This window comes from Hymenobacter terrestris (genome assembly GCF_013377905.1).
Taxonomy (GTDB): Bacteria; Bacteroidota; Bacteroidia; order Cytophagales; family Hymenobacteraceae; genus Hymenobacter; species Hymenobacter terrestris.
The window spans coordinates 81,158-105,357 of sequence record NZ_JABKAV010000008.1 but is presented as its reverse complement, the minus strand read 5'-3'; the positions used below and the strand labels follow the sequence as shown (position 1 = coordinate 105,357).

Annotated in this window: 23 protein-coding genes and 1 tRNA gene; 17 read left to right on the top strand and 7 right to left on the bottom strand. The window is 59.3% G+C overall.

From position 1 onward, the window contains the following. The 3 genes from HW556_RS04895 to HW556_RS04885 form a co-directional block, all read left to right on the top strand. Positions 1-235, top strand: a 235-nt coding sequence (locus HW556_RS04895; RefSeq protein WP_246289522.1) for an ATP-binding protein, incomplete at its 5' end; no start/stop codon positions are given. 190 nt (positions 236-425) lie between these two features. After that, on the top strand, positions 426-2,219 hold the full coding sequence (gene argS / locus HW556_RS04890; RefSeq protein ID WP_176898520.1) for an arginine--tRNA ligase: 1,794 nt from the start codon (positions 426-428) through the stop codon (positions 2,217-2,219). Between the two features lie 102 nt (positions 2,220-2,321). Then, complete coding sequence (locus tag HW556_RS04885) at positions 2,322-2,903, top strand: LOG family protein (RefSeq protein WP_176898518.1); 582 nt, start codon at positions 2,322-2,324, stop codon at positions 2,901-2,903. Between the two features lie 138 nt (positions 2,904-3,041). Here the strand turns inward: HW556_RS04885 and HW556_RS04880 are convergent, their stop codons facing one another. Continuing rightward, positions 3,042-4,145: a 3-oxoacyl-ACP synthase III family protein gene (locus HW556_RS04880; protein ID WP_176898516.1), complete on the bottom strand. Its 1,104-nt coding sequence runs from the start codon at positions 4,143-4,145 to the stop codon at positions 3,042-3,044. Positions 4,146-4,323: 178 nt separating this feature from the next. Here HW556_RS04880 and HW556_RS04875 point away from each other — a divergent pair, with 178 nt between their 5' ends. The 4 genes from HW556_RS04875 to HW556_RS04860 all read left to right on the top strand — a co-directional run bounded on the left by HW556_RS04875 (position 4,324) and on the right by HW556_RS04860 (position 7,808). Further along, complete coding sequence (locus HW556_RS04875) at positions 4,324-4,920, top strand: glutathione peroxidase (protein WP_176898514.1); 597 nt, start codon at positions 4,324-4,326, stop codon at positions 4,918-4,920. Positions 4,921-5,119: 199 nt separating this feature from the next. After that, the gene (locus HW556_RS04870; protein ID WP_176898512.1) at positions 5,120-5,779 is read left to right on the top strand and encodes an HAD family hydrolase; all 660 of its coding nucleotides are present in this window, start codon (positions 5,120-5,122) and stop codon (positions 5,777-5,779) included. A gap of 211 nt (positions 5,780-5,990) precedes the next feature. Then, positions 5,991-6,920: a 1,4-dihydroxy-2-naphthoate polyprenyltransferase gene (locus HW556_RS04865; RefSeq protein WP_176898510.1), complete on the top strand. Its 930-nt coding sequence runs from the start codon at positions 5,991-5,993 to the stop codon at positions 6,918-6,920. A 141-nt stretch (positions 6,921-7,061) separates the two neighbouring features. Further along, on the top strand, positions 7,062-7,808 hold the full coding sequence (locus HW556_RS04860) for a DUF4279 domain-containing protein (RefSeq protein WP_176898508.1): 747 nt from the start codon (positions 7,062-7,064) through the stop codon (positions 7,806-7,808). 221 nt (positions 7,809-8,029) lie between these two features. On the opposite strand, the gene HW556_RS04855 is transcribed toward HW556_RS04860, so the two are convergent. Continuing rightward, on the bottom strand, positions 8,030-8,953 hold the full coding sequence (locus HW556_RS04855) for a DUF808 domain-containing protein (protein WP_176898506.1): 924 nt from the start codon (positions 8,951-8,953) through the stop codon (positions 8,030-8,032). A gap of 230 nt (positions 8,954-9,183) precedes the next feature. After that, positions 9,184-11,283: a phosphate acetyltransferase gene (gene pta, locus HW556_RS04850; protein WP_176898504.1), complete on the bottom strand. Its 2,100-nt coding sequence runs from the start codon at positions 11,281-11,283 to the stop codon at positions 9,184-9,186. A gap of 188 nt (positions 11,284-11,471) precedes the next feature. Between pta and crcB the strand changes: the two genes are divergently transcribed. After that, positions 11,472-11,849, top strand: coding sequence for a fluoride efflux transporter CrcB (gene crcB / locus HW556_RS04845; protein WP_176898501.1), 378 nt, complete (start codon positions 11,472-11,474; stop codon positions 11,847-11,849). A gap of 106 nt (positions 11,850-11,955) precedes the next feature. Here the strand turns inward: crcB and HW556_RS04840 are convergent. From HW556_RS04840 to HW556_RS04825, 4 genes are all read right to left on the bottom strand, one after another. After that, positions 11,956-12,037 (bottom strand) — tRNA-Leu (locus HW556_RS04840). A gap of 24 nt (positions 12,038-12,061) precedes the next feature. After that, the gene (hscB, locus tag HW556_RS04835; protein WP_176898499.1) at positions 12,062-12,604 is read right to left on the bottom strand and encodes a Fe-S protein assembly co-chaperone HscB; all 543 of its coding nucleotides are present in this window, start codon (positions 12,602-12,604) and stop codon (positions 12,062-12,064) included. A gap of 104 nt (positions 12,605-12,708) precedes the next feature. Further along, the gene (locus HW556_RS04830) at positions 12,709-13,017 is read right to left on the bottom strand and encodes a putative quinol monooxygenase (protein WP_176898497.1); all 309 of its coding nucleotides are present in this window, start codon (positions 13,015-13,017) and stop codon (positions 12,709-12,711) included. A 124-nt stretch (positions 13,018-13,141) separates the two neighbouring features. Continuing rightward, positions 13,142-13,912: an SAM hydrolase/SAM-dependent halogenase family protein gene (locus HW556_RS04825; RefSeq protein ID WP_176898495.1), complete on the bottom strand. Its 771-nt coding sequence runs from the start codon at positions 13,910-13,912 to the stop codon at positions 13,142-13,144. A gap of 186 nt (positions 13,913-14,098) precedes the next feature. Between HW556_RS04825 and HW556_RS04820 the strand changes: the two genes are divergently transcribed. The 9 genes from HW556_RS04820 (at position 14,099) to HW556_RS04780 (ending at position 24,150) form a co-directional block, all read left to right on the top strand. After that, complete coding sequence (locus HW556_RS04820; protein WP_176898493.1) at positions 14,099-15,115, top strand: PhoH family protein; 1,017 nt, start codon at positions 14,099-14,101, stop codon at positions 15,113-15,115. Positions 15,116-15,284: 169 nt separating this feature from the next. Beyond that, positions 15,285-15,719, top strand: coding sequence for a GNAT family N-acetyltransferase (locus HW556_RS04815; protein ID WP_176898491.1), 435 nt, complete (start codon positions 15,285-15,287; stop codon positions 15,717-15,719). 177 nt (positions 15,720-15,896) lie between these two features. Further along, a complete protein-coding gene (locus HW556_RS04810) occupies positions 15,897-18,134 on the top strand; it encodes a ComEC/Rec2 family competence protein (protein ID WP_176898489.1) in 2,238 nt (745 codons plus the stop codon). Positions 18,135-18,307: 173 nt separating this feature from the next. Further along, positions 18,308-19,120 (top strand): enoyl-CoA hydratase/isomerase family protein, encoded by an 813-nt coding sequence (locus HW556_RS04805; protein ID WP_176898527.1) that lies wholly within the window; start codon positions 18,308-18,310, stop codon positions 19,118-19,120. 120 nt (positions 19,121-19,240) lie between these two features. Beyond that, positions 19,241-19,738, top strand: coding sequence for a sterol desaturase family protein (locus HW556_RS04800; protein ID WP_176898487.1), 498 nt, complete (start codon positions 19,241-19,243; stop codon positions 19,736-19,738). Between the two features lie 121 nt (positions 19,739-19,859). Beyond that, complete coding sequence (locus tag HW556_RS04795; RefSeq protein ID WP_176898485.1) at positions 19,860-20,756, top strand: MerR family transcriptional regulator; 897 nt, start codon at positions 19,860-19,862, stop codon at positions 20,754-20,756. A 259-nt stretch (positions 20,757-21,015) separates the two neighbouring features. Then, a complete protein-coding gene (locus HW556_RS04790) occupies positions 21,016-21,531 on the top strand; it encodes a sigma-70 family RNA polymerase sigma factor (protein ID WP_019947844.1) in 516 nt (171 codons plus the stop codon). Positions 21,532-21,712: 181 nt separating this feature from the next. After that, positions 21,713-23,188: a phytoene desaturase family protein gene (locus HW556_RS04785; protein ID WP_176898483.1), complete on the top strand. Its 1,476-nt coding sequence runs from the start codon at positions 21,713-21,715 to the stop codon at positions 23,186-23,188. A gap of 119 nt (positions 23,189-23,307) precedes the next feature. Further along, positions 23,308-24,150: a phytoene/squalene synthase family protein gene (locus tag HW556_RS04780; protein ID WP_176898481.1), complete on the top strand. Its 843-nt coding sequence runs from the start codon at positions 23,308-23,310 to the stop codon at positions 24,148-24,150. The last annotated feature ends 50 nt before the right edge of the window (positions 24,151-24,200 follow it).

Here is a 24,200-nt window from a genome sequence, read left to right as displayed (position 1 = left end):
CTGCCCGGCCGGCCCCGGCTTCGTGTCGCTACAGGTCCACGATAATGGCCTGGGCCTCGACCTGCGCGAAGACCGCCAACTATTTACCATGTTCCAGCGCCTGCACGACCATGTGGAGGGCTCGGGCATCGGGCTGTATATGGTGAAGAAAATAGCCGAAAACGCCGGTGGCCGCGTTGCAGTTGAGAGCCGGTTGGGCGAAGGGTCGGTCTTCACGGTTTATCTGCCCGAATAAGGCGCGGCGCGGTCGGCTTTCGTGGTAGTGGGAATGCGCCGCAAAAAAACGGTAGCCATCCGGCCGCACTTTCTACCTTTGCATGCAAGGAGGCCCCGGCAGTTTCGGGGGTGGCGGCCGTTGCCGCGGCCGCAGTGCGCTCCTTCGCTTCCCGCCGCTCGTGCCGCAGCGGCCCCTACGACTCTATCCTGTGCAGCAACTCGAACAAAGCCTCAAATCCGCCCTCAGCGCGGCCATTCAACACGTATTCGGGGCCGATGTGCCCGCCGCGCAACTGCCTTTGCAGGCCACCCGCAAAGATTTCGCGGGCCAGTTTACGCTCGTTACCTTTCCGCTCACCAAAGCCCTGGGCAAAGGCCCCGAGCAAATCGGGCAGGCGCTGGGCGAATACCTGCTGGCCCACGAGCCGCGCGTATCCGGCTTCAACGTGGTGAAGGGCTTCCTCAACCTTGAAATTGCCGACAGCGAGTGGGTGCGCGTGTTCGAAGGGCTGCGTCAGCGGCCCGCGGGCGCGCCCGTGGCCACCGGTGGCCCGCAACGCGTGGTGGTCGAGTACTCGTCGCCCAACACCAACAAGCCCCTGCACTTGGGCCACTTGCGCAACAACTTTCTGGGCTACTCGGTGGCCGAAATCCTGAAAGCCACTGGCGCGGAAGTCACTAAGGCCAACTTGGTCAACGACCGGGGCATTCACATTTGCAAGTCGATGCTGGCCTACCAGCACTACGGCCAGGGCGAAACCCCGCAGAGCGCCGGCATCAAGGGCGACCACCTGGCGGGCAAGTACTACGTGCTCTTTGAGAAGCACTACCGCGAGCAGGTGCGTCAGCTCGAAAACGAAGGTGTGGCCCCCGACGTAGCCAAAAAGAAGGCCCCGCTCATGCTCGAAGCCCAGGACATGCTTCGGGCCTGGGAAGCCGGCGACGAGGCCGTGGTGAGCCTCTGGAAGAAGATGAACGGCTGGGTGTACGAGGGCTTCGATGCCACTTACCAGAACATCGGCGTCGATTTCGATAAGTTCTACTACGAGTCGCAGACCTACCTGCTGGGCAAGGAGCGGGTCGAGGAAGGTCTGCAGAAGGGCGTGTTCTTCAAGAAGGACGACGGCTCGGTGTGGGTCGACCTCAAGGAAGAGGGACTCGACGAGAAGCTGCTGCTCCGCGCCGACGGCACCAGTGTCTACATCACCCAGGACCTGGGCACGGCCGAGCTCAAGTTCGAGCACTTCGGCTACGACCTGAGCGTGTACGTGATTGCCGACGAGCAGAACTACCACATGCAGGTGCTGCGGGCCGTGCTCCAGAAGCTGGGCAAGCCCTACGCCGACGCCATTCATCATCTTAGCTACGGCATGGTGGATTTGCCCTCGGGCAAGATGAAAAGCCGCGAAGGCACTGTAGTAGACGCCGACGAGCTGGTGCGCGAAGTGGTAGCCGCCGCCGAAGCCGCCACCCTCGAAAAAGGCAAAACTGAGGGCCTGAGCGAGGACGAGCTAACCCGACTCTACCACATGCTGGGCCTGGGTGCCCTCAAGTACTACCTGCTGAAGGTGGACCCCAAGAAGCGCATGCTCTTCAATCCCGAAGAGTCGGTGAAGCTTGAAGGCGACACCGGTCCATTCATCCAGTACAGCCACGCCCGCATCTCCAGCATCCTGCGTAAGGCGGCCGAGCGCGGCGTTGGGCCCGACGGGCAGTTGACGGGTATTACCGAGTTGCAAGGCACCGAGCGGGACCTGATTCAGGAGTTGGCGCGCTACGATGCTGTAGTGACCGAAGCCGCCCGCGTGCAGTCGCCGGCCCTGGTAGCGCAGTTCGCCTACGACGTGGCCCGTGCCTACAACCGTTTCTTCGCCGAGGTGCCCATCATTGCCGAAGCCGACGAAATCAAGCGGGCTTTCCGCGTGGCCCTATCGGCCCAAACCGGCCGCGCCCTCAAAACCAGCATGGGCCTGCTCGGCATCGAAGTGCCCGAGCGGATGTAACAGCATCAGAGAAGCGAAAAGGCAAACCGAGCTGTTTGCCTTTTCGCTTCTCTGATGCTTCTCTTTTTTAGCTTCAATCTCATTCAACTTACCAGCTGCCCTATGAAAAGCGTTGCCGTGTACTGTGGCTCAGCCACCGGAACCAACCCCGCCTACCAGCGGCAGGCCGAGGAAATGGGCCGCCTGCTGGCCGAACGCGACCTGACGCTGGTGTACGGCGGCGGCCGCGTGGGCCTGATGGGCGTAGTGGCCGACAGCGTGCTGGCCCACGGCGGCAAAGTGGTAGGCGTGATTCCCGACTTCATGATGGGCAAGGAAATTGAGCACCGGGGCCTCACCGAGCTGCACATTGTGGCCAGCATGCACGAACGCAAGCTGCTGATGGCCGAGCGGGCCGAGGGCTTCGTGGCCATGCCCGGCGGCTACGGCACGCTCGAAGAGCTGTTCGAGGTGCTCACCTGGGGCCAGCTGGGCCTGCATCCCAAGCCAATCGGCGTGCTGAACGTGGAGGGCTACTACGACCACCTGCTGCGCGCCCTCGACCACATGGCCAACGAGGGCCTGTTGCGCCGTGAAAACCGCCAGCAGCTCCTGAGCCACCTCGAGCCCGCCGCCCTGCTCGACGCGCTGGCCGCCTACGTGCCCATCCCGGTCGAAAAGTGGCTGCGGCCGGGAGAGGAGTAAGCCCACGCCCCACTTGTCATTCAGAGCGAAGCGAAGAATCTCGCGGGCCAAAGTACTCCTACTATCAGGGGGTACTTTGGCCCGCGAGATTCTTCGCTTCGCTCTGAATGACAAACGGTTTGTTCAGCTTCAATCAATTCACGCAGTCACCAACTCCGGCACCCGGTACACCACGGCGTTGCAGTTCATGCCGGCCCCGACGGAGGCGAAAACCAGCACTTCGCCGGGCGTAATGGTGTAGCCTTCGAGTTGGCCTTTGGTCAGCAGATCGAGCAGGGTGGGGATGGTGGCCACCGAAGAATTGCCGAGCCAGGAGATGGTCATAGGCATGATGTCGGCAGGGGCGGGGGTGTCGCCGGCCAGGGCATAGAGGCGCTTGAGGATGGCTTCATCCATTTTGCCGTTGGCCTGATGAATGATCAGACGGCTCATATCGGCTACCTGTAGGCCCGCCTTCTCCAGACAGTCTTTAATGGCTTGGGGCACGGTTTTGAGGGCGTACTCGTAGAGCTTGCGGCCTTCCATCTGCAGAAACAGCTCGGTGCCGGTGTAGGCTGGGTTGCGCGAGGCGGCCATGCGCAGGAGTAGCGCCGCCTGGGCCGTATCGGAGCGCGAACTGTGAGCCAAGATGCCCGCCGCCGCGTCGGCGGTTTCGCGGGCCTCAAACAGCACCGCGCCGGCCCCGTCGGAGTAAATCATGCTGTCGCGGTCGTGCGGGTCGCACACGCGCGAGAGGGTTTCGGCCCCGATGACGAGCACCCGCTTGGCGTCGCCGGAGCGCAGGTAGTAGTCGGCCTGAATAACGCCCTGCAGCCAGCCCGGACAGCCAAAGGGCAGGTCGTAGGCCACGCAGTGCGGGTTTTGAATGCCGAGCTTGTGCTTGACGCGGGCGGCCAAGCTGGGCACGAAATCCGAGCGCCGGTTATCGGCGGTGATGTCGCCGAAGTTGTGGGCGACCAGAATATAGTCGAGTTGCTCGGGGTCGGCGGTGGGGCAGGAGGCAAACAGGTTCTGGGCGGCCAGCAGGGCCAGGTCGGAGGCCACCTGGTGGTCTTCGGCATAGCGCCGCTCGCGGATATCGGTAATCTGGGCGAAGCGCTCCACGATTTCGGCGCCCGGCTTGTCGAGCCGCTGGCCGTTGCCATCGAAAAAAGTGCTGTCAATAAAGGCATCGTTGCTGACGATGCGGGCCGGGATGCAGGACCCTGTTCCGGTAATGACTGAGTGCAAAGCCTTACGCATGAGCAGGTTGGGGTGAAGGAACTGGTGTGCTATTCAACGAAAGTAAGTGCTTTTTAGCTAGGGTTGAGCTCTGATGTTCAAAATTCCGGCTTTTATTAAGGCCGGTGCTGGCTGCCAACCTCACCCGAACATTCGGGGCATTAGGTGGGTTATCAGCCGCAAACTTCGCACTTACCGTATGAAAGTAGTACTTCTGCCAAGCCTGCTGCTCGTTTCCACGCTGGGCACGGGCAGTTGCAATTCACCCACTGTTACTACTTCCGTCACTCCCATTATCATGCCCGAATCAAGCTCTGCCGCCACTTCTGTTTACGATTTCACCCTAAATGACATCAACGGCCAGCCCGTGCCGCTGAGTCGTTACCGGGGCAAAAAGATGCTGCTCGTGAATACAGCCTCCGAGTGCGGCTACACACCACAGTACCAGGAGCTGGAGCAGCTCAGCCGCCAGCACGCCGACCAGGTAACCGTACTGGGCTTCCCGGCCAATAACTTCGGCGGCCAGGAGCCCGGCTCCGACGCCCAGATTGCCTCTTTTTGCGAGAAGAACTTCGGCGTTACGTTTCCGCTGTTCAGCAAGGTTTCGGTGGCCGGCCCCGATGCCGCCCCGCTTTTCCAGTACCTGGGCAGCAAGGCCCAAAACGGCGTAACCGACGAAAAGCCGAATTGGAATTTCTGCAAGTACCTAATTGATGAAACCGGGCATGTAGTGGCGTTCTTCCCCTCGAAAGCGAAGCCGATGGGCGAGGAACTACTGTCTGCTATCGGAAAGTAGAGGTATCAGAACGAGGTAGGGGCGGGGCTTGCCCCCGCCCGCCATTCGCGCCGTTGAACGAATCCGGTAGTACCGTGCCTGCGGCGGGCGGGGCTTGTCCCCGCCCCTACAGCGTTCTGATACCGGTTCTGGGCCCCACTCTATGCGCCATAACGGTTCTGGTATCTTCGCGGCAGTTCTACTAACTTCCCTGCACCCGATGCAAACCGTTATTTTCGACATGGACGGCGTGCTCGTCGATACCGAGCCCGTGCACCGCTACGCCTACTTCCGGCACTTTGAGGAGCTGGGCCTGGCCGTGACGGATGCCGAGTACGCTACGTTCACCGGCCGCTCGACCAAGAACGTGTACCAGCACCTGAAAGACCAGTATAGTCTGGCGCACGAAGTAGGGGAGTTGGTGCTGGCCAAGCGGGCGCACTTCAACCGCGCCTTCGACGAGAAGCCCGACTTCGACCTGCTGCCCGGCGTACGCGCCCTCATCGAAGATCTGCACCAACATGGCCTGGAAATGCTGCTGGCCTCGTCGGCTTCTCACTCCACCATCAACCGGGTAATGCAACGGTTTGCGCTGGCCCCGTACTTCAGCCACCTCATCAGCGGCGAAGATTTCGCCCGCTCCAAGCCCGACCCGGCCATTTTCGAGCATGCCGCCGCCGAAGCCCGCTCGCCCGCGGCCGAGTGCTTGGTTATCGAGGACTCGGCCAACGGCGTGGCGGCTGCCAAGGCCGCGGGCCTCTACTGCATCGGCTACAACAGCATCCACTCGCCCAGCCAGGATTTGCGGCTGGCCGATTTGGTGGTGGCCGATTTCGGAGAGTTGAGTGCCGCCCGGATTGCCACGCTGGCGTTGAATTAGCGTTTAATTTTGCGGCGTAGAAGCGGAGCTTTAGGAGAGGGTGGGCGTCATGCTGAGCGGAGACGCAAGCCGAAGTCTAAGCATCTCTACCGCTTCTCTATAGCGAATTTCCGATGGCAGGGTAGCACAGCAACAGAGCTGCTTCGACTCCGGCTTGCACCTCCGCTAAGCATGACAAATTATTTCCGCCTCATCACCCCAAAAACACCCCATGACCTTTTCTGCTAAAGCCTGGGTTTCGGCGTTTCGGCCGCGCACGTTGCCGTTGGCGCTGGCCAGCATTATGGCCGGGGGCTTTCTGGCGGCCAGCCACGGGCAGTTCCGGCCCGTGGTGGTGGCGTTGGCGGCCCTTACGACTGTGCTGCTCCAGATACTAAGCAACCTCGCCAACGACTACGGCGACTCGCAGAACGGAGCCGACAGCGTGCACCGCGAGGGGCCGCTACGGGCCGTGCAGAGCGGCGCGATTACGCCCGCCCAGATGCGCCGGGGCATGGGGCTGTTCGGGGCGCTGTCGTTGGGCAGCGGGGTGCTGCTACTGTGGGTGGCGCTGGGTGCGGCCGGGGCGTGGGTGTTTCTGGCGTTTCTGGTGCTGGGGCTGTTGGCCATCTGGGCGGCCGTCAACTACACGGCGGGCAGCAAGCCCTACGGCTACGCCGGGCTGGGCGACTTATCGGTATTCGTGTTTTTTGGGCTGGTGGGTGTGTGCGGCACCTACTTTCTGCAGGCCTACAGCCAGGTGCCCACTATTGCGCAGGCGTTGCCGTGGCCGGTGCTGCTGCCGGCGGCGGCGCTGGGCTGCTTCGCTACGGCCGTGCTCAACGTGAACAACATCCGCGACATCCGCTCCGATGCGCTGGCCGGTAAAATCACGATTCCGGTGCGGCTGGGGCCGGTGCAGGCCCGCCGCTACCACTGGCTGCTGCTGGCGCTGGGCTTTACGGCGGCCGTACTCTACGTGGCCTTCACCTACCACTCGCCCTGGCAGTGGCTGTTTTTGCTGAGCGCCCCGCTGCTGCTGCGCAACGCCCGCGCCGTGTGGCAGCGCCAGGACTCCAAGCAACTCGACCCGTTGCTCAAGCAAATGGCCTTCACCACGCTAGTTTTCACGCTGCTGTTTGGGCTGGGGCAGGTGCTGTAGATTGGGAAGTATCTGCTGGGCCACGCCCAGCACCAAACCACCGAAATCTACACGCATGTTGCCCAACGCACCCGCCCGGCTTCCCCACTCGACATCCTCGGCCTTTGACTGGCAAGTAGCGGATAGCAAACTAAATTTGATATGCTATCCGCTACTCACTTGCGTACTAAGAAAAAATACCCGCTATTCGGGCAACCGCTGAGTAGCGGGTATCATAATGTTAGCACCAATAGTATGACGACAACGATAACCAATATAATTACTAACGAACTTCTCAATCCGACTTTTGAGATGACACGACAGTATTTAAAAATATTGGAAGTCAAATATGAAGACAACAAACCTAAAATCGCAAAAATCGACTTTCAGGAAAATCAAGCGAGAGCATATGTAGAAGTAAAAAATGAAAGCTTTTATCTTGAATTTATTTTAGACACGACTGACAATGTGGAATTAACTGGTATAGACACATTGCCATTTGTTGGAATTAGTTTTATGCCGACTTCGGAAGAGTTTACTACAGAAGAGTTGTTGAAAATCACTTCTGTTAAGCCGTCAAAGACAATTACAAAAGGCGACTTTTTTTCAAATGGAAAATTTGAATACACTTACAACGGAATTGAATTTGAAACCTTTTCAGAGCCAGGACGAATTGAAAGAAAACTAAATTACTTATTGGACATTTTAGAAACAGACATTGAAGGAATTAAACTGCTTTCAAAACAGACAAGCAGTAAAGACATATTTGTAACAATTGTTTATCATATCGGAAACGAAAATTTTACAGGACTTTATCTTGAGATTGATATAATAAACAGATTATCAAAACTTGGACTTGAACTTACGTTTGACATTTATGCAACAGGTGGAAAATTTACGACAGAATAGAACTACTGGTGCTAACATGGGTTTGGCAAAAGGCGGGTTAACTCGCTTCGTAGAAACATTTGTGGAAGGTTCAACATTTGTGCTTCGTATGAACATTTGTGCTGAAAATCCCGCGCTTCGCCAAGCCCAAAACCGTTAGCATAACAACTAAAGCAAAGCGGCCGCTGCTTCATCAGAAGCAGCGGCCGCTTTGCTTTAGTTATCCGAAGTGTTCTAGATGCTTACTGCTTGCTTGGCATCACTTTCTTAACCAACCGAACCACCTGGTCAATCAGAAAACCCAGAATAAGTCCGCCGATACCGCATGCTACCACTTTGGCCAGCCAGGCAAGTATTGGCACTGAGGCTAGCGCCAGTTCCAGCTCGTGGAGCAGGTGGGCGGTGTAGGGGATGCCGTGGGCAATGATTTCGGCCCCCACCCACAGCATGGCGGCGGTACCCACATAGCTGAGGATGCTCAGGAAGTTGGGCATGAATTTCACGATACCGCGGCCGAATTTCTGAACGCCGGGGCTGCCTTCTTTCTGCGCCAGGTGCAGGCCGATATCGTCGGCCTTCACAATCAGGCCCACAAAGCCGTACACGGCCACGGTAATAAACACGGCCACGGTCAGCATCACGACAATCTGGTTCACCAGCGGCGAATCGACTACCTGGCTGTAGGCAATAGCCATAATTTCGGCCGACAGGATAATGTCGGTGCGCACGGCGCCGGCTACCCGTTCTTTCTCCAGCTCCTCCGGCGTAATGTTCTGCACCTGGTCGGCTTCCGGGTCTACTTCGGGGTGCTTGCTGAACATGGAGTGCACCTTCTCGTAGCCTTCGTAGCACAGGTAGGCGCCGCCCAACATTAAAATAGGCGTGATGGCCCAGGGCGCAAAATACCCCAGTACCAGCGCCGCCGGTGTGAGGATGAGCAGCTTGTTGAAGAGTGATTTTTTGGCAATCTGGAAGATGATGGACAGCTCGCGGGAGGGGTTCAGGCCTACCACGTATTTGGGCGTCACGGCCGTATCATCAATCACGATGCCCGACACCTTGCCAGTCGTTTTGGCCACCTGCGCCGGTACATCGTCCAGGCTGGCCGCACTGACTTTCACCAAAGCCGCCACATCATCTAGTAAAGCAAAAAGTCCGGAGGCCATAAAGTGGGTTGAGTGATTGGGGTGTAAAGGTCGTTTGGAAAGCCAAAAGAACGTCATGCTGAGCGAAGCCGAAGCATCTCTACCGCTTCGTTGCAGTTGTTCGACGAAGCAGTAGAGATGCTTCGGCTTCGCTCAGCATGACGTTTTGCTTGATTTTAAGTGCTTTCTAAACAGCTTCATTGGGGTGATATGGTGGCGTGTCTTTGCGCCTCCTCGTTGAATGATGCCCTTTACGCTTCCTGCGCCTGAATGGCCGTCAGCAGCACCGTATTGTAGATGTCATCTACTGTGCAGCCGCGGCTGAGGTCGTTTACAGGTTTGTTGAGGCCCTGCAGCATAGGGCCGATGGCCAGGGCCCCGGTTTCGCGCTGCACGGCTTTATAGGTGTTGTTGCCCGTGTTCAGGTCGGGGAAGATGAGCACGCTGGCTTGGCCAGCTACCGGCGAGCCGGGCAGCTTCTGCTGGCCCACGGCCAGGTCGACGGCCGCATCGTACTGGATGGGGCCTTCGACGAGCAGATCGGGGCGCAGCTGCCGCACTAGGGCCGTAGCCTCGCGCACCTTGTCTACATCGGTGCCCTCGCCCGAGGTACCCGATGAGTAGGAAAGCATGGCCACCCGCGGCTCGATGCCGAAGCGCCGGCTGCTTTCGGCTGATGAAATGGCAATTTCGGCCAGTTGGGCGGCGGTGGGGTTGGGGTTCACGGCGCAGTCGCCGAACACGGCCACGCGGTCGGGCAGGCACATAAAGAACACCGACGACACCACCGACACGCCCGGCTTGGTTTTGATGAACTGCAGCGCCGGCCGAATGGTGTGCTGCGTGGTGTGCGCCGCCCCCGACACCATGCCGTCGGCCAGCCCCTTGTACACCAGCATCGAGCCGAAATACGACACGTCGGTCATCAGGTCGCGGGCCATTTCCAGGTTCACGCCCTTGCTCTGGCGCAGCTCGTGCAGCGTCTGGGCAAATTCGGGGGCTAGTTCGGAGTTTTGGGGGTTGATGAGCTGGACCCTCGCCGGGTCGAGGGGGCGGCCCAGGCGGCGGGAGGCGGCCAGTATCTGGTCGGGCTCGCCAAGGATGATGAGTTCCACCACGTCCTGCTCCAGCAGCCGGGCGGCCGCCAGCAGCACCCGGTCGTCGGTGCCCTCGGGCAGCACAATGCGCTTGCGCTGGGCTCGCGCACCCTGCAGCAGCTGGTACTGGAACATGTGGGGCGTGAGGCCTCGGGGGGCGAACGTGCTCAGCTCCTGCAGCAGCCGGGTGGTATCGAAGTGGCGCTCGAATGTTTGGATGGCAAGCCGGATTTTGCTTTCCTGTCCCGGCCCGATGCGCGACTGAATGCGGCCCACGCGGGTAGTCGCCTCAAACGTGCCCGGCTCGACCAGCACAATGGGCACCACCTCGGGCAGGCCCTCAATCAGGCGCAGCACCGACTCCTCGGGCCGGTAGCCGCCCGAGAGCACCAGCCCGGCCACGCGGGGGTAATTGGCCGAAATATTGGCCTGCAAGGCAGTAAGCAAGATGTCGGCCCGGTCGCCGGGCGTAATGATGAGCACGTTTTCCTGCAGGCGCAGCAAAAAGTTGGGCACCTGCATGGCCCCATTGATGAAGTGGTCGACGGGGTTGGCCAGCAGCTCGGCCCCAAACAGTACCTCACCGCCCAGCTGCTCCTGAATTTCGCGCATCGTAGGGCTGCGCAGCGCCTGGCTTTCGGGAATAACGGCCAGCAGCGTGTCTGGCGGCAGCTGGGCGGCCAACCGGGCCTGCACCTCGGCCAGCTGCTCGGGCGGCACCCGGTTGAGCACCAGCGCCAGCACCCGCACATCCTCGTTTTCGGCGTCGCGCCTAACAGAAAGGGCCGCATCCACGAGCTGGTCGACTGTTTTACCCAGGCCCGACATCAGCAGCATCACCGGAATACTGAGCGTGCGGGCCACCTGCCAGTTTAGGTCCAGCTCCAGCGCCAAGCCGGTGCCTACAAAATCGGTACCCTCGACTACCACAAAATCATGGGCCTCCTCAATCTGCTTGTAGCGGTGAATGATGGTGTCGAGCAGCTGGCCGGTGCGGCCGCTTTCGAGCAGGCGCAGGGCCTGCTGGCCGGTGTAGGCGTAGGTATCGGCGTAGGGCTGGGGCAGCTGGAAGTGCCGGAGCACCGTGTCGATGTGGGCGTCGGGCTGGTCGGGGCTGCCATCGGCCGGGGTGATGATGGGCTTGAAGTAGCCCACCTTCTGGGCCTGGCCCAGCAGCAGGTTCACCAGCCCCAGGGTCAGCACCGATTTGCCGCTGTAGGGCTCGGCGGTGGCAATGTAAACGGCTTTGCTCATGAGTCGGGAGATTTTCGCGCGAAGATTCGCGGAGAAAGAGAACTGCAAACGCTCCGCACCGGCAAAAATACGCACTACCCGCCCGCCGGCCCGATTTGTCGGTTGGCGGCCATTCTTTACCTTGCCGCCGGTTGAGCCCCGGCCGCCAGCGCGGCGGTTAGCCGGGGCCGCCTACGTAAGGTACTGGTATGAATAGTTCGGTGTGGCTTATTGGCCTGGGCGGCTTCATCGGATCGGTGAGCCGGTATTGGGTGCAGCAGTATTTTCTGCGGCTGATGCCGGGTGCCTTCCCGCTCGGCACGTTCGTGGTAAACGTGCTGGGCTGCCTGCTGATTGGCCTGTTGCTGGGCGCTTTCGAGCGGCACACCGCCGTGCCCGCGCCCTGGCGCCTGTTCCTAACGACTGGCTTCTGCGGAGGCTTCACTACCTTCTCTACCTTCGCTTACGAAAGCGTGGCACTGGGCCGCACCGGCGAGTTGCTGCTACTGGCCTTGTATGCCACCGGTAGCCTGCTGCTGGGCATGCTGGCGGCCTTTCTGGGCTTGTGGGCGGCCCGGTTTATCTAGCTCCAGTCATGCTGCGCTGAATGCAAAAAAGCCTCAAAAACTGCATCTGCGAACAGATTTACAGCTTTTGAGGCTTGCTTAAGAGGAAGAATCTAGTCCTTCCTAGTACCCGGAGCCGGAATCGAACCGGCATATCTCTCGATATCGGTGTTTGAGACCGACGCGTCTACCAGTTCCGCCATCCGGGCGTCTATTCCGTTCCGATAGGTAGCTTAGGAACGGGCTGCAAACTTAGAAAGAGATTCGCGAATGCGCAATAGGTAGCGCTTTTTGAGGTAGTAGGTTCGCACCTGCTGCAATGCCTGGGGGCGGGCATCACCGGGTAGCCCTTCGTAGCCGGCCAGCACCGGCTCGATGCCGACATCGAGCGTATCGCTCAGTGTGTTAACTTCCGTTTCGACCTTGTTTACGATGGTTGGATCGGGCTCAAACTCCAGCTCCATCAGCTGCTCATTCAGGTCCATTACCTCCATTAAAAAATCGGGCGGCAGGGCCTGTTTACCTTCTTCCAGCAGGCCGTGGCGGGCCAGAATGTAGGACATACGCTGGTCGGGGTGGCTGAGCGTACGGTAGGCGTCGGTATTGAGCGTAGCCAAATGCAGAATTTCCTGCTGCTTCTCGGCGCTGGCCGTGCCGTGGAAATCGGGATGGTACTCCCGGCTCAGGGCGTAATATTTGCGCTTGAGCGCCGCCTCATCGGGCCGAAACGTTTCGGGCAGTTCGTAGAAATCGAAGTAGTTGGACGTTTCGGGCATAGGGTTGGGGCAAGTAGGGGCGGGCCATCGGGGCGCAGGGCTGTCGGGTTCAACCCGTAGCCGGATAGATAGGTTACGGTACCCGGCCGAAAAGGGAAGCCGGATTATGCTCTGGCCGGGCCAGGCAGTACGGCCGGCTGCACCGAGAAGGCCAGCGGTGGGGCCGCAAACAGGGCCTTGGTAGCCGGCCAGACCTGCCCGAACAGGGCCGAGCGGCGGTAAGCGTTCAGCGCCTCGGCCGATTCCCAGTGGCTGTGCGTGCAGTACACCCGTGGGTCGTCGGCGTCCTGCCACAACTCCAAGTGGCAGCAGCCCGGCATTTGCCGGATCTGGTCCTCTGAGTCCTGAAAAATGCGCAGGAAGGCAGGTACGTGCTCGGGGGCGAAGGTGAGGCGAACAATCCGAATCAGCATCGGCTCAGCAAATGAAGGTAATTGTGTGTAACCGGCACAACTGTCATAGTGGCCGATATTTATTAACATAATGTAAGCACGGAAGTTATTTTCCTCTTTAGTAAGCTATTAAGCCGTATTTTCTTCAGCCTAGATAACGCACATCCACCTGCGAGTCGAAGTGAAGGCCTAACAATTCGGAGGCATTGCCCTGGTTGATACCGATGCAAAGTTGGTCTTGGCTGTTGAAGATGCACACTGCCTCGCCCGGGTCGGCAGCCTGGAAGTGGGGCGCAACGGAGCGCACGGTTTCGCGGGCGAAGTGGATAGTGAAGGGTCGGTCGCGGCCGATAACTTCCAGGGCCGAGCGGGAAATATTGGTTATCAGGTTGCCGTAGTGGTCGACGTGCACCACGTGGCCCGTAATGCGGTTGTCCTGCAGGCGCAACTGGCGGTTGAGCAGCTGGTAGGGTTCGGCCAGCTCCGGGCCGAGGTCGATTAGCGGCAGGCCCTGGGCCAGATGCACGGCAGCGGGTACCAGCAGGTCGCGGGTGGGGGAGGCAGTGGGCTGCTCACCGGCGCTGAGTCGCACCATTTCTTCGGGGGCTCCGTCGCAGATTAGAGGCAGCAGGCCGTTGTCGGCGGCCACGAAGTAGTGGCCCTGGAAGCGGGCGGCCAGCCAAGCGGCGTGCGGGGCGCCCAAATCGTTCACGCCTACCAGGTGCACGGTGCCGGCCGGAAAATCGGCGTACACAGCCCCCAGCACGTGCACGGCGTGGGCAATGTTGAACGGCTCGATGCCATGGGTGAGGTCGAGTACCGGCAGCTCGGGGGCCAGCTGCAGAATCCGGGCCTTCACGGCGGCCACGTAATGGTCGCGGTAGCCGAAATCTGACAGAAACGTAATCAAGCCCATGACCGGAAATTGGGAGTTATTCGTACTATTGCTTTGTTCCCCGTGGGGGTGGCAAAAGTAGCCCTTTTGCCCGGAACCAAGTAGGGCAACGATAACCGGGCTTTCGCTGTTATACACAGCAGGAGCCCTCATTTGCCGGGCGCTCAACCCCTTATTTATCTCTTCCCGCTTTTAAAATCTCCTAGTTTGGTCGAAAAAGTCATCACGTTGGAAAATGTGTCCCTGGTGGAGTTCCTGGGACCCGATAACCAGAACATCCGCCAGCTTGCGGCGGCTTTCCCGGGTAGCAAAGTCGTCTCCCGGGGCAACGAAATCAAAATTCAGGGCCAGCCGGCCGTTATCAACCGCATCAACGAGATTCTCTCAGCCCTCATCGAGCACTACCACGAGTACGGCACCATTACTGATAAAACGGTGAGTCAGTACCTTTCTTCGGCCAATGAAGAGGTGGAGGAGGCCCGTATGGCGGCCGCGCCCGACGTTATTCTGTTCGGGGCTAAAGGCGGCGTTATCAAGGCCCGCACCGCCAACCAGCAGCGGTTGGTTGATGCCGTGATGAAGAACGATTTGGTGTTTGCGCTCGGGCCGGCCGGTACGGGCAAAACCTACATTTCGGTGGCCCTGGCCGTGCGCGCCCTCAAAAACAAAGAGGTCAAGAAAATCATCATCTCCCGCCCCGTAGTGGAGGCCGGCGAAAGCCTGGGTTTTCTGCCCGGTGATATGAAGGAGAAAGTCGACCCCTACCTGCGGCCGATTTACGACGCGCTGGAAGACATGCTGCCGCCCGAGAAGTTCAAGTTCTACATGGAGAACAAGACCATCGAAATTGCGCCCTTGGCCTATATGCGCGGCCGCACGCTCAACCACGCCTTCGTGCTGCTCGATGAAGCCCAGAACACCACGCCTTCGCAGTTGAAGATGTTTCTGACCCGTATGGGCCCCCACGCCAAGGTGATGGTGAACGGCGACCGGAGCCAGATTGATCTGCCCACCAAGCAGAAATCCGGCCTCAACCAGGCTCTTGATATACTGCGCGACGTGCCCGGTATTGGCTTCATCGAAATGACGGCCGACGACGTGGTGCGCCACCGGCTGGTAAAGGAAATTGTGCTGGCCTACGACCAGTTTGATACCGAGCAGGAGCAGGAGCGCGCCGATCAGGCCAACCGCCCCGTGCGCCCCGCCCAGCGCCGCGGGGAGTAGGCTTTTTAGCTTATAACCTTTCACCTCTGTCAACCAGCAGATTTGGCGTGACCATAAGAATTTTCACCGAAAAAAAGCGGCGACCCAGTTACGGGTCGCCGCTTTTTTTGTGCCCGGTTAAATGCTGGCCGCGTATTTTCACGCTTCACCATCCCCTTCTATTTACACTATGCAAGTCCGCCGCATTACCACCGAAGCCGACCTGGAAGCGGCGTTAGCCATTCGCCACATCGTGTTTGTGCTGGGCCAGAACGTGCCCGCCGACCTGGAGCATGACGCCCACGACCGCACCGACGCCACCCACTATCTGGCCCTCACGGCCGCCGGCCAGCCCTGCGGTGCGGCCCGCTGGCGCCTTACCGAAGCCGGCGTGAAGCTGGAGCGCTTCGCCGTGCTGGCCGAGTACCGCAACCAGCAAGCCGGGGCGGCCCTGCTCACCGCCGTGCTCCGCGACGTGCAAGCTGCTCATCCGGCCGCCCTGGTGTATCTGAACGCCCAACTGCCTGCCGTGCGTTTCTATGAGCGCCACGGATTCACGAAAGCGGGTAATCTGTTTGAGGAAGCTGGTATCGGGCACTACAGGATGGCGCTAAAGAAAGGTTGAGGGAACGAAGTGCGGCACGACCGTGGAGTATTGCGGCGTTTTTTGCGCTGGCATGATACCCTCGGCCTTTGTTGTTTCATAGATTTTCTACACCTTGATTATCAACTGCCTGCCCTAGCCAAACCGCCCGGTCGAAAGCTGTCAGCTATCCGCTAAAAGCTAACAGCCAAGAAGCGTATGCAAGTCAAATGGGCCCCGAATGCCTTCGTGCGCCTTGTGCTGCCGCTGATGGCCGGCATTCTGACGTATTTGTATTATGGCGCAACGTTGCCCGACCTCTGGCCGCTGCTGCTGGGGCTGGGGGCGCTGTTTGCCGGCGTGCAATGGTGGGCGGCCCGGCAGCCCCAACCCGGCCCGACCGATGCCGCCGGGCTGCTGGCAGTGCTGGCCCTGTACATAGCCGGCCTCACGCTCACGCAGCAGGCCACCGAGAGCCGGGCGGCCAACCACCTGTACCGTTTCGGCGACGAGATTGAATTTTACCGGGCCGTGGTGGACGATTACATCGTGCGCCGGCCCGCTACCTATGCCACTACCGTGCGCGTGTCGGCGGTGCGGGTGGCCGGGCAATGGCGGCCGGCAGTGGGCGGCATCCGCGTCTCTATCCCGCTCACCGACTCGCTGCCCGCCCCGCAGTATGGCGACGTGTGGCTGGTGCGCGGCGCGCCCGCTCCAAGCAAGGCCCCGCTCAACCCCGGTGAGTTCGACTACCGCCGCTATCTGCAGTACCACCAGGTGTACCACCAGCAGTTCATCCACCCCGACCAGTACCAGCGCATTGATGTAGCGCCGCCGAGTGTGCTGCGGGCGGTGGCCATGCGGGCGGCGCGGGTGGTGGAGGGCGTATTTAAGCGCTACGTGGGGGCCAAACGCGAGTACGCGCTGGCTTCGGCGTTGGTACTGGGCCTCAAAGACGACGTGGACCAGCAGACCAAGGAAGCCTACGCCAGCACCGGTACTACCCACATTATGGCCGTTTCGGGCCTGCAGGTGGGGCTGTTGTTTGGGGCCGTGAGCTGGCTGCTGGGGTTGCTGCCCGGCCGCCGTGGACCGCTTATGCGGCTGGCCACGGCGCTGGCCGGGCTGGGCGTTATCTGGAGCTACGCCTTCCTCACGGGCCTCTCGGCCTCGGTGCTGCGGGCTACGGTTATGTTCTCGTTTCTGATTGTAGCCCGCGCGTTTGGCCGCCAGACCTCGATGTACAACCTGCTGGCCGTGGCCGCGTTTTTTCTGCTCTGCTACGACCCGTACCTACTCTGCGACGTGGGCTTTCAACTCTCGTTTCTGGCCGTGCTCAGCATTGTGTATCTGCAGCCGCGCATTGCCACTTGGCTGCACCCAAAGGCTTATTTCCTGGCCCGGCAGCGGCCCTGGCAGCCGCAGGCGGTGCAGCGGCTCTGGAAATGGACAGGAGTAGGGCTTGATTGGGTGTGGAAAGCTACGGCGCTGTCGTTGGCGGCCCAGGTGGCTACGTTTCCGCTGGGGTTGTTTTATTTCCACCAGTTCCCACTCAGCTTCCTGCTTTCCAACCTTGTGGCCGTGCCCATTTCCAGCTTGGCCGTGTATGTGGGTCTGGTGCTGCTGGTCCTTAAAGGTGTTGGCTGGGTGCTGGGGCTGGTTTCTGCTTCCGCTGCGTATGGCTTCGACTACCTGATCAAAGGCCTGGCGTGGGTGTTTGAAAACATGATTTGGCTGTTCAACGAATACATTTTCCTCATTGGCCGCTCATTGCCCGGGGCGCTGGTGTCGGGCATTCACATTACGGCTCCGCAGGCCTGGCTGGTATTCGGGGTGATATTGGCCCTGCTGGCTTTCTTGGCCCTTAAAGGGTTGCAATGGCTGGTGCTGGCCTGCACATTTATGGGTGTGTTTGCCGGCAGCCGGGTGTGGGCTGCCCGCCGGCTGGCCCCCGACGAGCAGTTGGTGGTGTACAGCATTCCGCGCCGCTCGGTGGTGGGCTTCTGGCAGGGCGCGGCCGCCGATATTGTACCCCTCGATTCGCTGCCGCTCACCGAAACCGAGCGTACCTACCGCATTGTGCCGGGCAGCATTCGGCGCAACGCCCGGCGCGTAAACTACTGGCCCGGCTGGCGGGGTGGGCCGGTGCCGGCGTTGGTAGCCGAGCCGGGGTTGGTGCTGGCCGGCTGGCGCGGCCGGCAACTGGCCTTCATCAGTGGGCGGCTCAGCGGCAGCACTGCGCCGTTGCCGGGGTTGGAGGCCGTGGTGATGCGCCGCAATGCCCGCGTGCAGCCCGCCGAAGTAGCCGCTTTGTTCGGCACGGGCCCGCGAATCGTTTTCGACTCGAGCTGCAAAAGCTGGTACGTGTCCCGCCAGGATTCGCTGTTCCGGGCCGCCGGTTTCCGTACCCACGATGTAACGCTGGCGGGGGCCTTTGTGGTGAGCAGCCAGCTGTAGGAACTCAAAATACCGCCCGGCAGTAGCCGGGTTTCGCACGTAGTTCGTATTATAGTAGCATCAATTTTGCTAGGTTTGGATTTCCGACCTTTTTTTGGCTCAGCCCGGCCCCTCGCTGCTTGCACCCACCGGCCCTTTTGCTGACCCCCATCCTTGCCCCACCCATTCCGACTATGGAAGACATGCCCACTCAGCAACTAGAAGAACTGCGCTATATCCGCTACGACGTTCAGGAATCCATTGGCTACATTACCCTTAACCGCCCCGACAAGCGCAATGCGTTAAATGCCAATGTTGTTACCGAGCTCAAGCAGACTTTTGCCTACGCCGAGGAAGATGAGGCCTGCAAAGTCATCGTGTTGCGGGCCGAGGGTGACGTATTCTGCGCCGGCGCCGATTTGGGCTACATTCAGGAGCTACAGAGTTTCGGCTACAACGAGAACTTGGCCGACTCGACCCACCTCATGCAGCTGTTTCATCAGATTTACACCCTCAACAAGGTGGTAATCGGGCAGGTGCACGGCCACGCGCTGGCCGGCGGCTGCGGGCTGGCTACCATCTGCGACTTCGCCTTTACGGTGCCGGAAGCGAAGTTCGGCTACACCGAAGTGAAAATCGGGTTTCTGCCGGCCATCGTCAGCATTTTCCTGCTGCGCAAAATCGGCGAAACCCGCACCAAGCAGCTGCTACTTACCGGCGACGTAATTCCGGCCGATAAGGCCCTGGAATATGGGTTGGTGAACTTTGTAGTGCCCCGTGCCGAGCTGGCCGACAACGTGTACCGCTTTGCCCGCCGACTGTGCGTCGAAAACTCGGCCCAGAGCATGGAAACCACCAAAGAAATGATGGCGCGCCTGCCCGAAATGCCTCTCGAAGACAGCCTGCGCTACGCCGCCCGTATGAACGCCGATGCCCGTAGCTCCGACGACTGCCGCCGTGGCATTGCCGCCTTCCTTAACAAGGAAAAGCTGACCTGGGATAATTAGCAAGTGTGGCGATACTAAAGGAGTCCGTGCTGCTACGCATCGTCGAGGCAGAACGGATTTTTTTTGTTTTCGCTACATCACCTGCTAAACCTTCTCTCTTTTTCGCTGGTTAGGGCTACTATGACAACGCTGGGTGCCGTAGCCGTTACGACGGCTACTTTTTTGGGAATGGAGTTCGTGGCCTGGTTCATGCACCGGTTTGTGCTGCATGGGCCGCTGTGGTTCCTGCACCGCTCACACCACGTGCGCCATCCGCACCGCTTCGAGCGGAATGACTTCTTTTTCCTGTTTTACGGCTCGCTTTCGATGCTGCTCATCATATCCGGCGCCGAAAGCCACGACTTTCGGTTCTGGATGGGCGTGGGCATAGCCAGCTATGGTACGCTGTACTTTTTTGTGCACGATGTGTTGATTCATGGCCGGCTACGCTTCTGGCGCAAGTCGCGCAGTACGTACTTGCGGGCCCTGAACATGGCCCACAAAATGCACCATAAAACCACCGGCCGCGACGGTAGCGAGGAGTTTGGCCTGCTGTGGGTGTCGCCCCGATATTTCCGGCTGGCGCTACGGCGGCCTGCGCCTACTCGGGTGTTGAAGTCCTCAAAAGCGGTTAGTTAGCTAATAGCTGGTCATTCATTCGCGGAACAGCCCCGGGCACTGGGTTGCTGTCAGGCTTATACTTCCTCTTCCCCTAAACAAAGGCTAACGGCTACCAGCTAATGGCTAACGATTCATAACAATGGGGTATTTTTCCATTTCCGATCTAGAGCAGCTTTCGGGCGTTAAAGCGCACACCATTCGGGTGTGGGAGCAGCGCTATGGCATTCTGCAGCCCGCCCGCACTGCCACCAACATCCGCACTTACTGCGAAGACGACTTACGCCGGCTGCTGAACGTAGCCACGCTCTGCGACCGGGGCTACCGTATTTCCAAGGTAGCAAGTCTGAGCGAGGAAGATCTTTCGACAGCTGTGCTGGCCGGCAATGATGCAGCGCATAACTACTGTCAGCGCGTAAACGCGCTGCTGGCCGCCATGCTGGCCATGGATGAGTGCCAGTTGGTTTACCTGCTCGATCAGGCCATTCAGCAATTAGGGCTCGAAGAAGCCATACTGCGGGTTGCGTATCCGTTTCTGCAGCGCATCGGGATTATGTGGCAGGCCGGAACCGTTAATCCGGCGCAGGAGCATCTGATAACCAATTTGCTACGCCAGAAAATGCTGGCCGGTACCGATGCCCTGCCGCCAGTGTCGCCGGCTTCGGCCCGGCGCTGGGTGCTGTTTCTGCCCGAGCGCGAAATGCACGAACTGGCCCTGTTGTTTATGAACTACGTGTTGCGGGCTCGCCAGCATCATGTGCTGTACCTGGGCCAGAACCTGCCCGCTGCCGAGTTGCAAGCCGTGTGTGTCAGCTACCAGCCCCATGCCCTGCTGACGGTAATGACTGCCGTGCCCGAGCGTGATGAAGTAGGCAATTTCGTGCAGCAGCTACGCAGCTATTGCCCTGGCACCGAGCTGTACCTCTATGGCCCGTTAGCCCAGCTGGATTTCCCGCTTCCCCCTGAAACTACCCGCTTGGCCCTGATTACCGACTTTATTGCCTTGGCGGATGTCGGTGCGGGAGCGGTTAAGGTATAGCGTTGCAAACCGCTGTGGCCGCCCCACCGTATCTCAGTTGGCCAATGATGCCGGTATAATGTTGCTGGGAAAGCGCAAGCCAGCACTGTTGAAAACGGGCCTGAACACCAGAACCAAATTTTATGAAAGCTAAAATGGCCTTGGCGGCCCCTAGAGCTTGATACCAATTGGTTGTGCAAAATAAATTGCCCTGTTCTCGTACTTTTTGGCGGTGCCTGCGTATATTTGTTTAACATTTGGCCACCAAAAGCTAAACAGCATGACCTCTCTCGAATTCACTGACCAGGTACAGAAGATTTCTTATTCGCTGAAGCCGGTGGCGATGAACCTGACGCGCGACGCCGACGACGCCAAAGACCTCGTGCAGGAAACCCTGCTCAAGGCAATGCTCAACAAAGATAAGTTTAAAACGGGTACCAATCTGAAGGCGTGGTTGTACACCATCATGCGCAACACCTTCATCAACAACTACAACAAAATAACCAAGCGCAACAGCAACATCGATAGCACCGAGTACTTTCAGTACTTTAATACCGATGAAAATTACATTACCCACAACGGAGCGAGCTCCGATTTCGTAGTAACGGACATCAACGCGGCTATTGCCGGCCTTTCGGCCGACTACCGGACGCCGTTTATGATGTACTACATCGGTTACAAGTATCTGGAAATTGCAGAAAAGCTGCAGATTCCGATCGGAACCGTTAAAAACCGAATCCACATCGCCCGCAAAGAGCTTAAGCAGGCGCTGAAGACATATGCCCCCGGCGTGTAGGGAATAGGGAGAGAGTACAGACCCGCCCCGGGCGTATCACGGGCCGCGGACTACGCAACCAACTTTGGCCAGCGTAGTTTGCGGCCCGTTGTTTTGCCCCAAACTCAAACTTTGGGGCCGGTGGCCGGTATCATAAGTCAGCTTTAGCTGGCAAAATCAGCAAATACCCATCTTTGCGCCTGTGAAGAAACACATCATTGTTATCGGGGCCGGCTTCGCGGGCCTGTCGGCGGCTACTACTTTGGCCCAGCAGGGCTGCCGCGTTACGTTGCTAGAGAAAAACGAGGGCCCTGGCGGACGGGCCCGGCAGTTTCAGGCCGAGGGGTTCACCTTCGATATGGGGCCGAGCTGGTACTGGATGCCCGATATTTTCGAGCAATACTTCGCCAAGTTTGGCCGCAAGGTGAGCGACTACTACAATTTGGTACGGCTCGATCCTTCGTATCAGGTGATTTTTAAGGGGCCTGAGGCGGTGGATATTCCGGCGGCCATGAGCGAGCTGCGGGCATTATTCGAACGGTTCGAGCCCGGCAGTGGGGCCCGGCTCGATGAGTTTCTGCGGCAGGCGGCCTACAAGTACAAGGTGGGCATCGGCAAGTTTGTGCACATGCCCGGCCGCTCGCTGCTGGAGTTTGCCGACCCGCGCCTGCTGGTGGATGCTGTGCGCCTCGACTTGCTGCAGAGCATGCACAAACACGTGCGTAAGTTTTTCAAGGACCCGCGCCTGCTGGAGCTGGTGGAATTCCCGATTCTGTTTCTGGGCGCCACCTCCGAGAACACGCCGGCCCTGTACTCGCTCATGAATTACGCCGATCTGGCGATGGGTACCTGGTACCCGATGGGCGGCATGCACAAGATTGTAGAGGGCATGGTGGCCCTGGCCCGCGAGCAGGGCGTAGAAATAGAGTACAACGCGCCCGTAGAGCAGATTGTGGTAGAAAACGGCCGCACTACCGGCGTGCAGACGGCCGCCGGCTTCCGGTCCGCCGACGCCGTGGTAGCCGGCGCCGACTACCACCACGCCGAGCAGCACCTGCTGGCGCCCGAGTGGCGCACCTATTCGGAGGAGTATTGGGACAAGCGCACGATGGCGCCTTCGTCGCTGCTGTTTTACGTGGGCGTAAACAAGCGCCTGCCCAACCTGCGCCACCACAACCTATTTTTCGATCAGGACTTCGGCCTGCACGCCGAGGAAATCTACGAGAACCCGAAGTGGCCCACCCGCCCGCTGTTCTACGTTTCGGCCCCTTCGCAAACCGACCCCTCAGTAGCCCCCGAAGGCTGCGAAAACATCTTTCTGCTGGTTCCGGTGGCTCCCAACCTGCCCGACCCCGAGGCCACCCGCGAGCATTACTACAACTTCATTATGGAGCGGCTGGAGCGGCACTGTGGCACCAGCATCTGCGACGCGGTGGTGTACAAGCGCAGCTACGCCCACCAGGATTTCATCGACGACTACCACAGCTACAAGGGCAACGCTTACGGCTTGGCCAACACTCTGCGCCAGACGGCCATTCTCAAACCCAGCCTCAAAAGCAAGAAAGTAAGCAACCTTTACTTCACCGGCCAGCTCACTGTGCCCGGCCCCGGCGTGCCGCCTTCGCTCATTTCGGGCCAGGTAGTGGCAGGGGAGGTAGTTAAGGAACTAGGAATTTAATATCGTAGTAGAGGCGCTTCAGCTTCGCGGATGCCAGTTGAAGTATGACGTTCTTTTGACTTTTCAAATAGCTTCAATCGAGCGGCATTCAAAATCTAAAACGCATAATTCAACCACATTTGGACCACGTTGCCCTTTTCACTGAAACCAGCCGGGCGTGCAGTAAGCTGATTACCCAGCGCTACAGCACGTCTTTCACGCTCGGCATCCGCACGCTCGATAAGCGGTTTCACCTGCCGGTGTATTCGGTGTATGGCTTCGTGCGCTGGGCCGATGAAATTGTGGACACCTTCCACGAGCACGACAAGGCCGCGCTGTTTGCCGATTTCGAGCGCCAGACCTACGAAGCCCTCGACAAGCGCATCAGCCTGAACCCCGTGCTGCACGCATTTCAGGATGTGGTGCACCAGTACGGCATCGACCGGGAGTTTATTGCGGCCTTCCTCTATAGCATGGAGATGGACCTCGATGACCGTAGCTATGACCAGTCGCTGTACAGCAAGTACATCTACGGCTCGGCCGAGGTAGTGGGGCTTATGTGCCTGCGTATCTTCTGCGAAGGCAATGAGGCAGAGTTCGAGCGGCTGCGCGAGCCGGCCCGGCGGTTGGGCTCGGCTTTCCAGAAAATCAACTTCCTGCGCGACATCCGCTCCGACTATGAAGATCGGGGGCGGGTATATTTTCCGGGGGTGCAATACGAGCGGTTCACCGATGCGGTAAAGCGCGACATTGAGGACGACATCCGGGCCGATTTTGAGGCTGGTTATGCGGGCATCGTGCAGTTGCCGCAGGCAGCACGGCTGGGGGTTTACCTGGCGTATGTATACTATTTGAAGCTGTTCGACAAAATCCGGCGGCTGCCGGCGGCCCACATTCAGCAGCAGCGGGTGCGGGTACCTACCAACACCAAGCTGCTGCTGTTGATGGGCTCGTGGCTGCGCTACCGGATGGCTAAAATATAGGCCTGCAGATGCCGGATTGCGCTGAATTTCGCTATTTGGCGTCATAATTG

Excerpts from the sequence above, each read along its gene's own strand:
- HW556_RS04885 (WP_176898518.1), top strand. The coding sequence starts at position 2,322 with ATGAAAAGCGTTGCCGTGTACTGTGGCTCAGCCACCGGAACCAACCCC.
- HW556_RS04880 (WP_176898516.1), bottom strand. The coding sequence starts at position 4,145 with ATGCGTAAGGCTTTGCACTCAGTCATTACCGGAACAGGGTCCTGCATC.
- HW556_RS04875 (WP_176898514.1), top strand. The coding sequence starts at position 4,324 with ATGAAAGTAGTACTTCTGCCAAGCCTGCTGCTCGTTTCCACGCTGGGC.
- HW556_RS04870 (WP_176898512.1), top strand. The coding sequence starts at position 5,120 with ATGCAAACCGTTATTTTCGACATGGACGGCGTGCTCGTCGATACCGAG.
- HW556_RS04865 (WP_176898510.1), top strand. The coding sequence starts at position 5,991 with ATGACCTTTTCTGCTAAAGCCTGGGTTTCGGCGTTTCGGCCGCGCACG.
- HW556_RS04860 (WP_176898508.1), top strand. The coding sequence starts at position 7,062 with ATGCTATCCGCTACTCACTTGCGTACTAAGAAAAAATACCCGCTATTC.
- HW556_RS04855 (WP_176898506.1), bottom strand. The coding sequence starts at position 8,953 with ATGGCCTCCGGACTTTTTGCTTTACTAGATGATGTGGCGGCTTTGGTG.
- pta (WP_176898504.1), bottom strand. The coding sequence starts at position 11,283 with ATGAGCAAAGCCGTTTACATTGCCACCGCCGAGCCCTACAGCGGCAAA.
- crcB (WP_176898501.1), top strand. The coding sequence starts at position 11,472 with ATGAATAGTTCGGTGTGGCTTATTGGCCTGGGCGGCTTCATCGGATCG.
- hscB (WP_176898499.1), bottom strand. The coding sequence starts at position 12,604 with ATGCCCGAAACGTCCAACTACTTCGATTTCTACGAACTGCCCGAAACG.
- HW556_RS04830 (WP_176898497.1), bottom strand. The coding sequence starts at position 13,017 with ATGCTGATTCGGATTGTTCGCCTCACCTTCGCCCCCGAGCACGTACCT.
- HW556_RS04825 (WP_176898495.1), bottom strand. The coding sequence starts at position 13,912 with ATGGGCTTGATTACGTTTCTGTCAGATTTCGGCTACCGCGACCATTAC.
- HW556_RS04815 (WP_176898491.1), top strand. The coding sequence starts at position 15,285 with ATGCAAGTCCGCCGCATTACCACCGAAGCCGACCTGGAAGCGGCGTTA.
- HW556_RS04810 (WP_176898489.1), top strand. The coding sequence starts at position 15,897 with ATGCAAGTCAAATGGGCCCCGAATGCCTTCGTGCGCCTTGTGCTGCCG.
- HW556_RS04805 (WP_176898527.1), top strand. The coding sequence starts at position 18,308 with ATGGAAGACATGCCCACTCAGCAACTAGAAGAACTGCGCTATATCCGC.
- HW556_RS04800 (WP_176898487.1), top strand. The coding sequence starts at position 19,241 with ATGACAACGCTGGGTGCCGTAGCCGTTACGACGGCTACTTTTTTGGGA.
- HW556_RS04795 (WP_176898485.1), top strand. The coding sequence starts at position 19,860 with ATGGGGTATTTTTCCATTTCCGATCTAGAGCAGCTTTCGGGCGTTAAA.
- HW556_RS04790 (WP_019947844.1), top strand. The coding sequence starts at position 21,016 with ATGACCTCTCTCGAATTCACTGACCAGGTACAGAAGATTTCTTATTCG.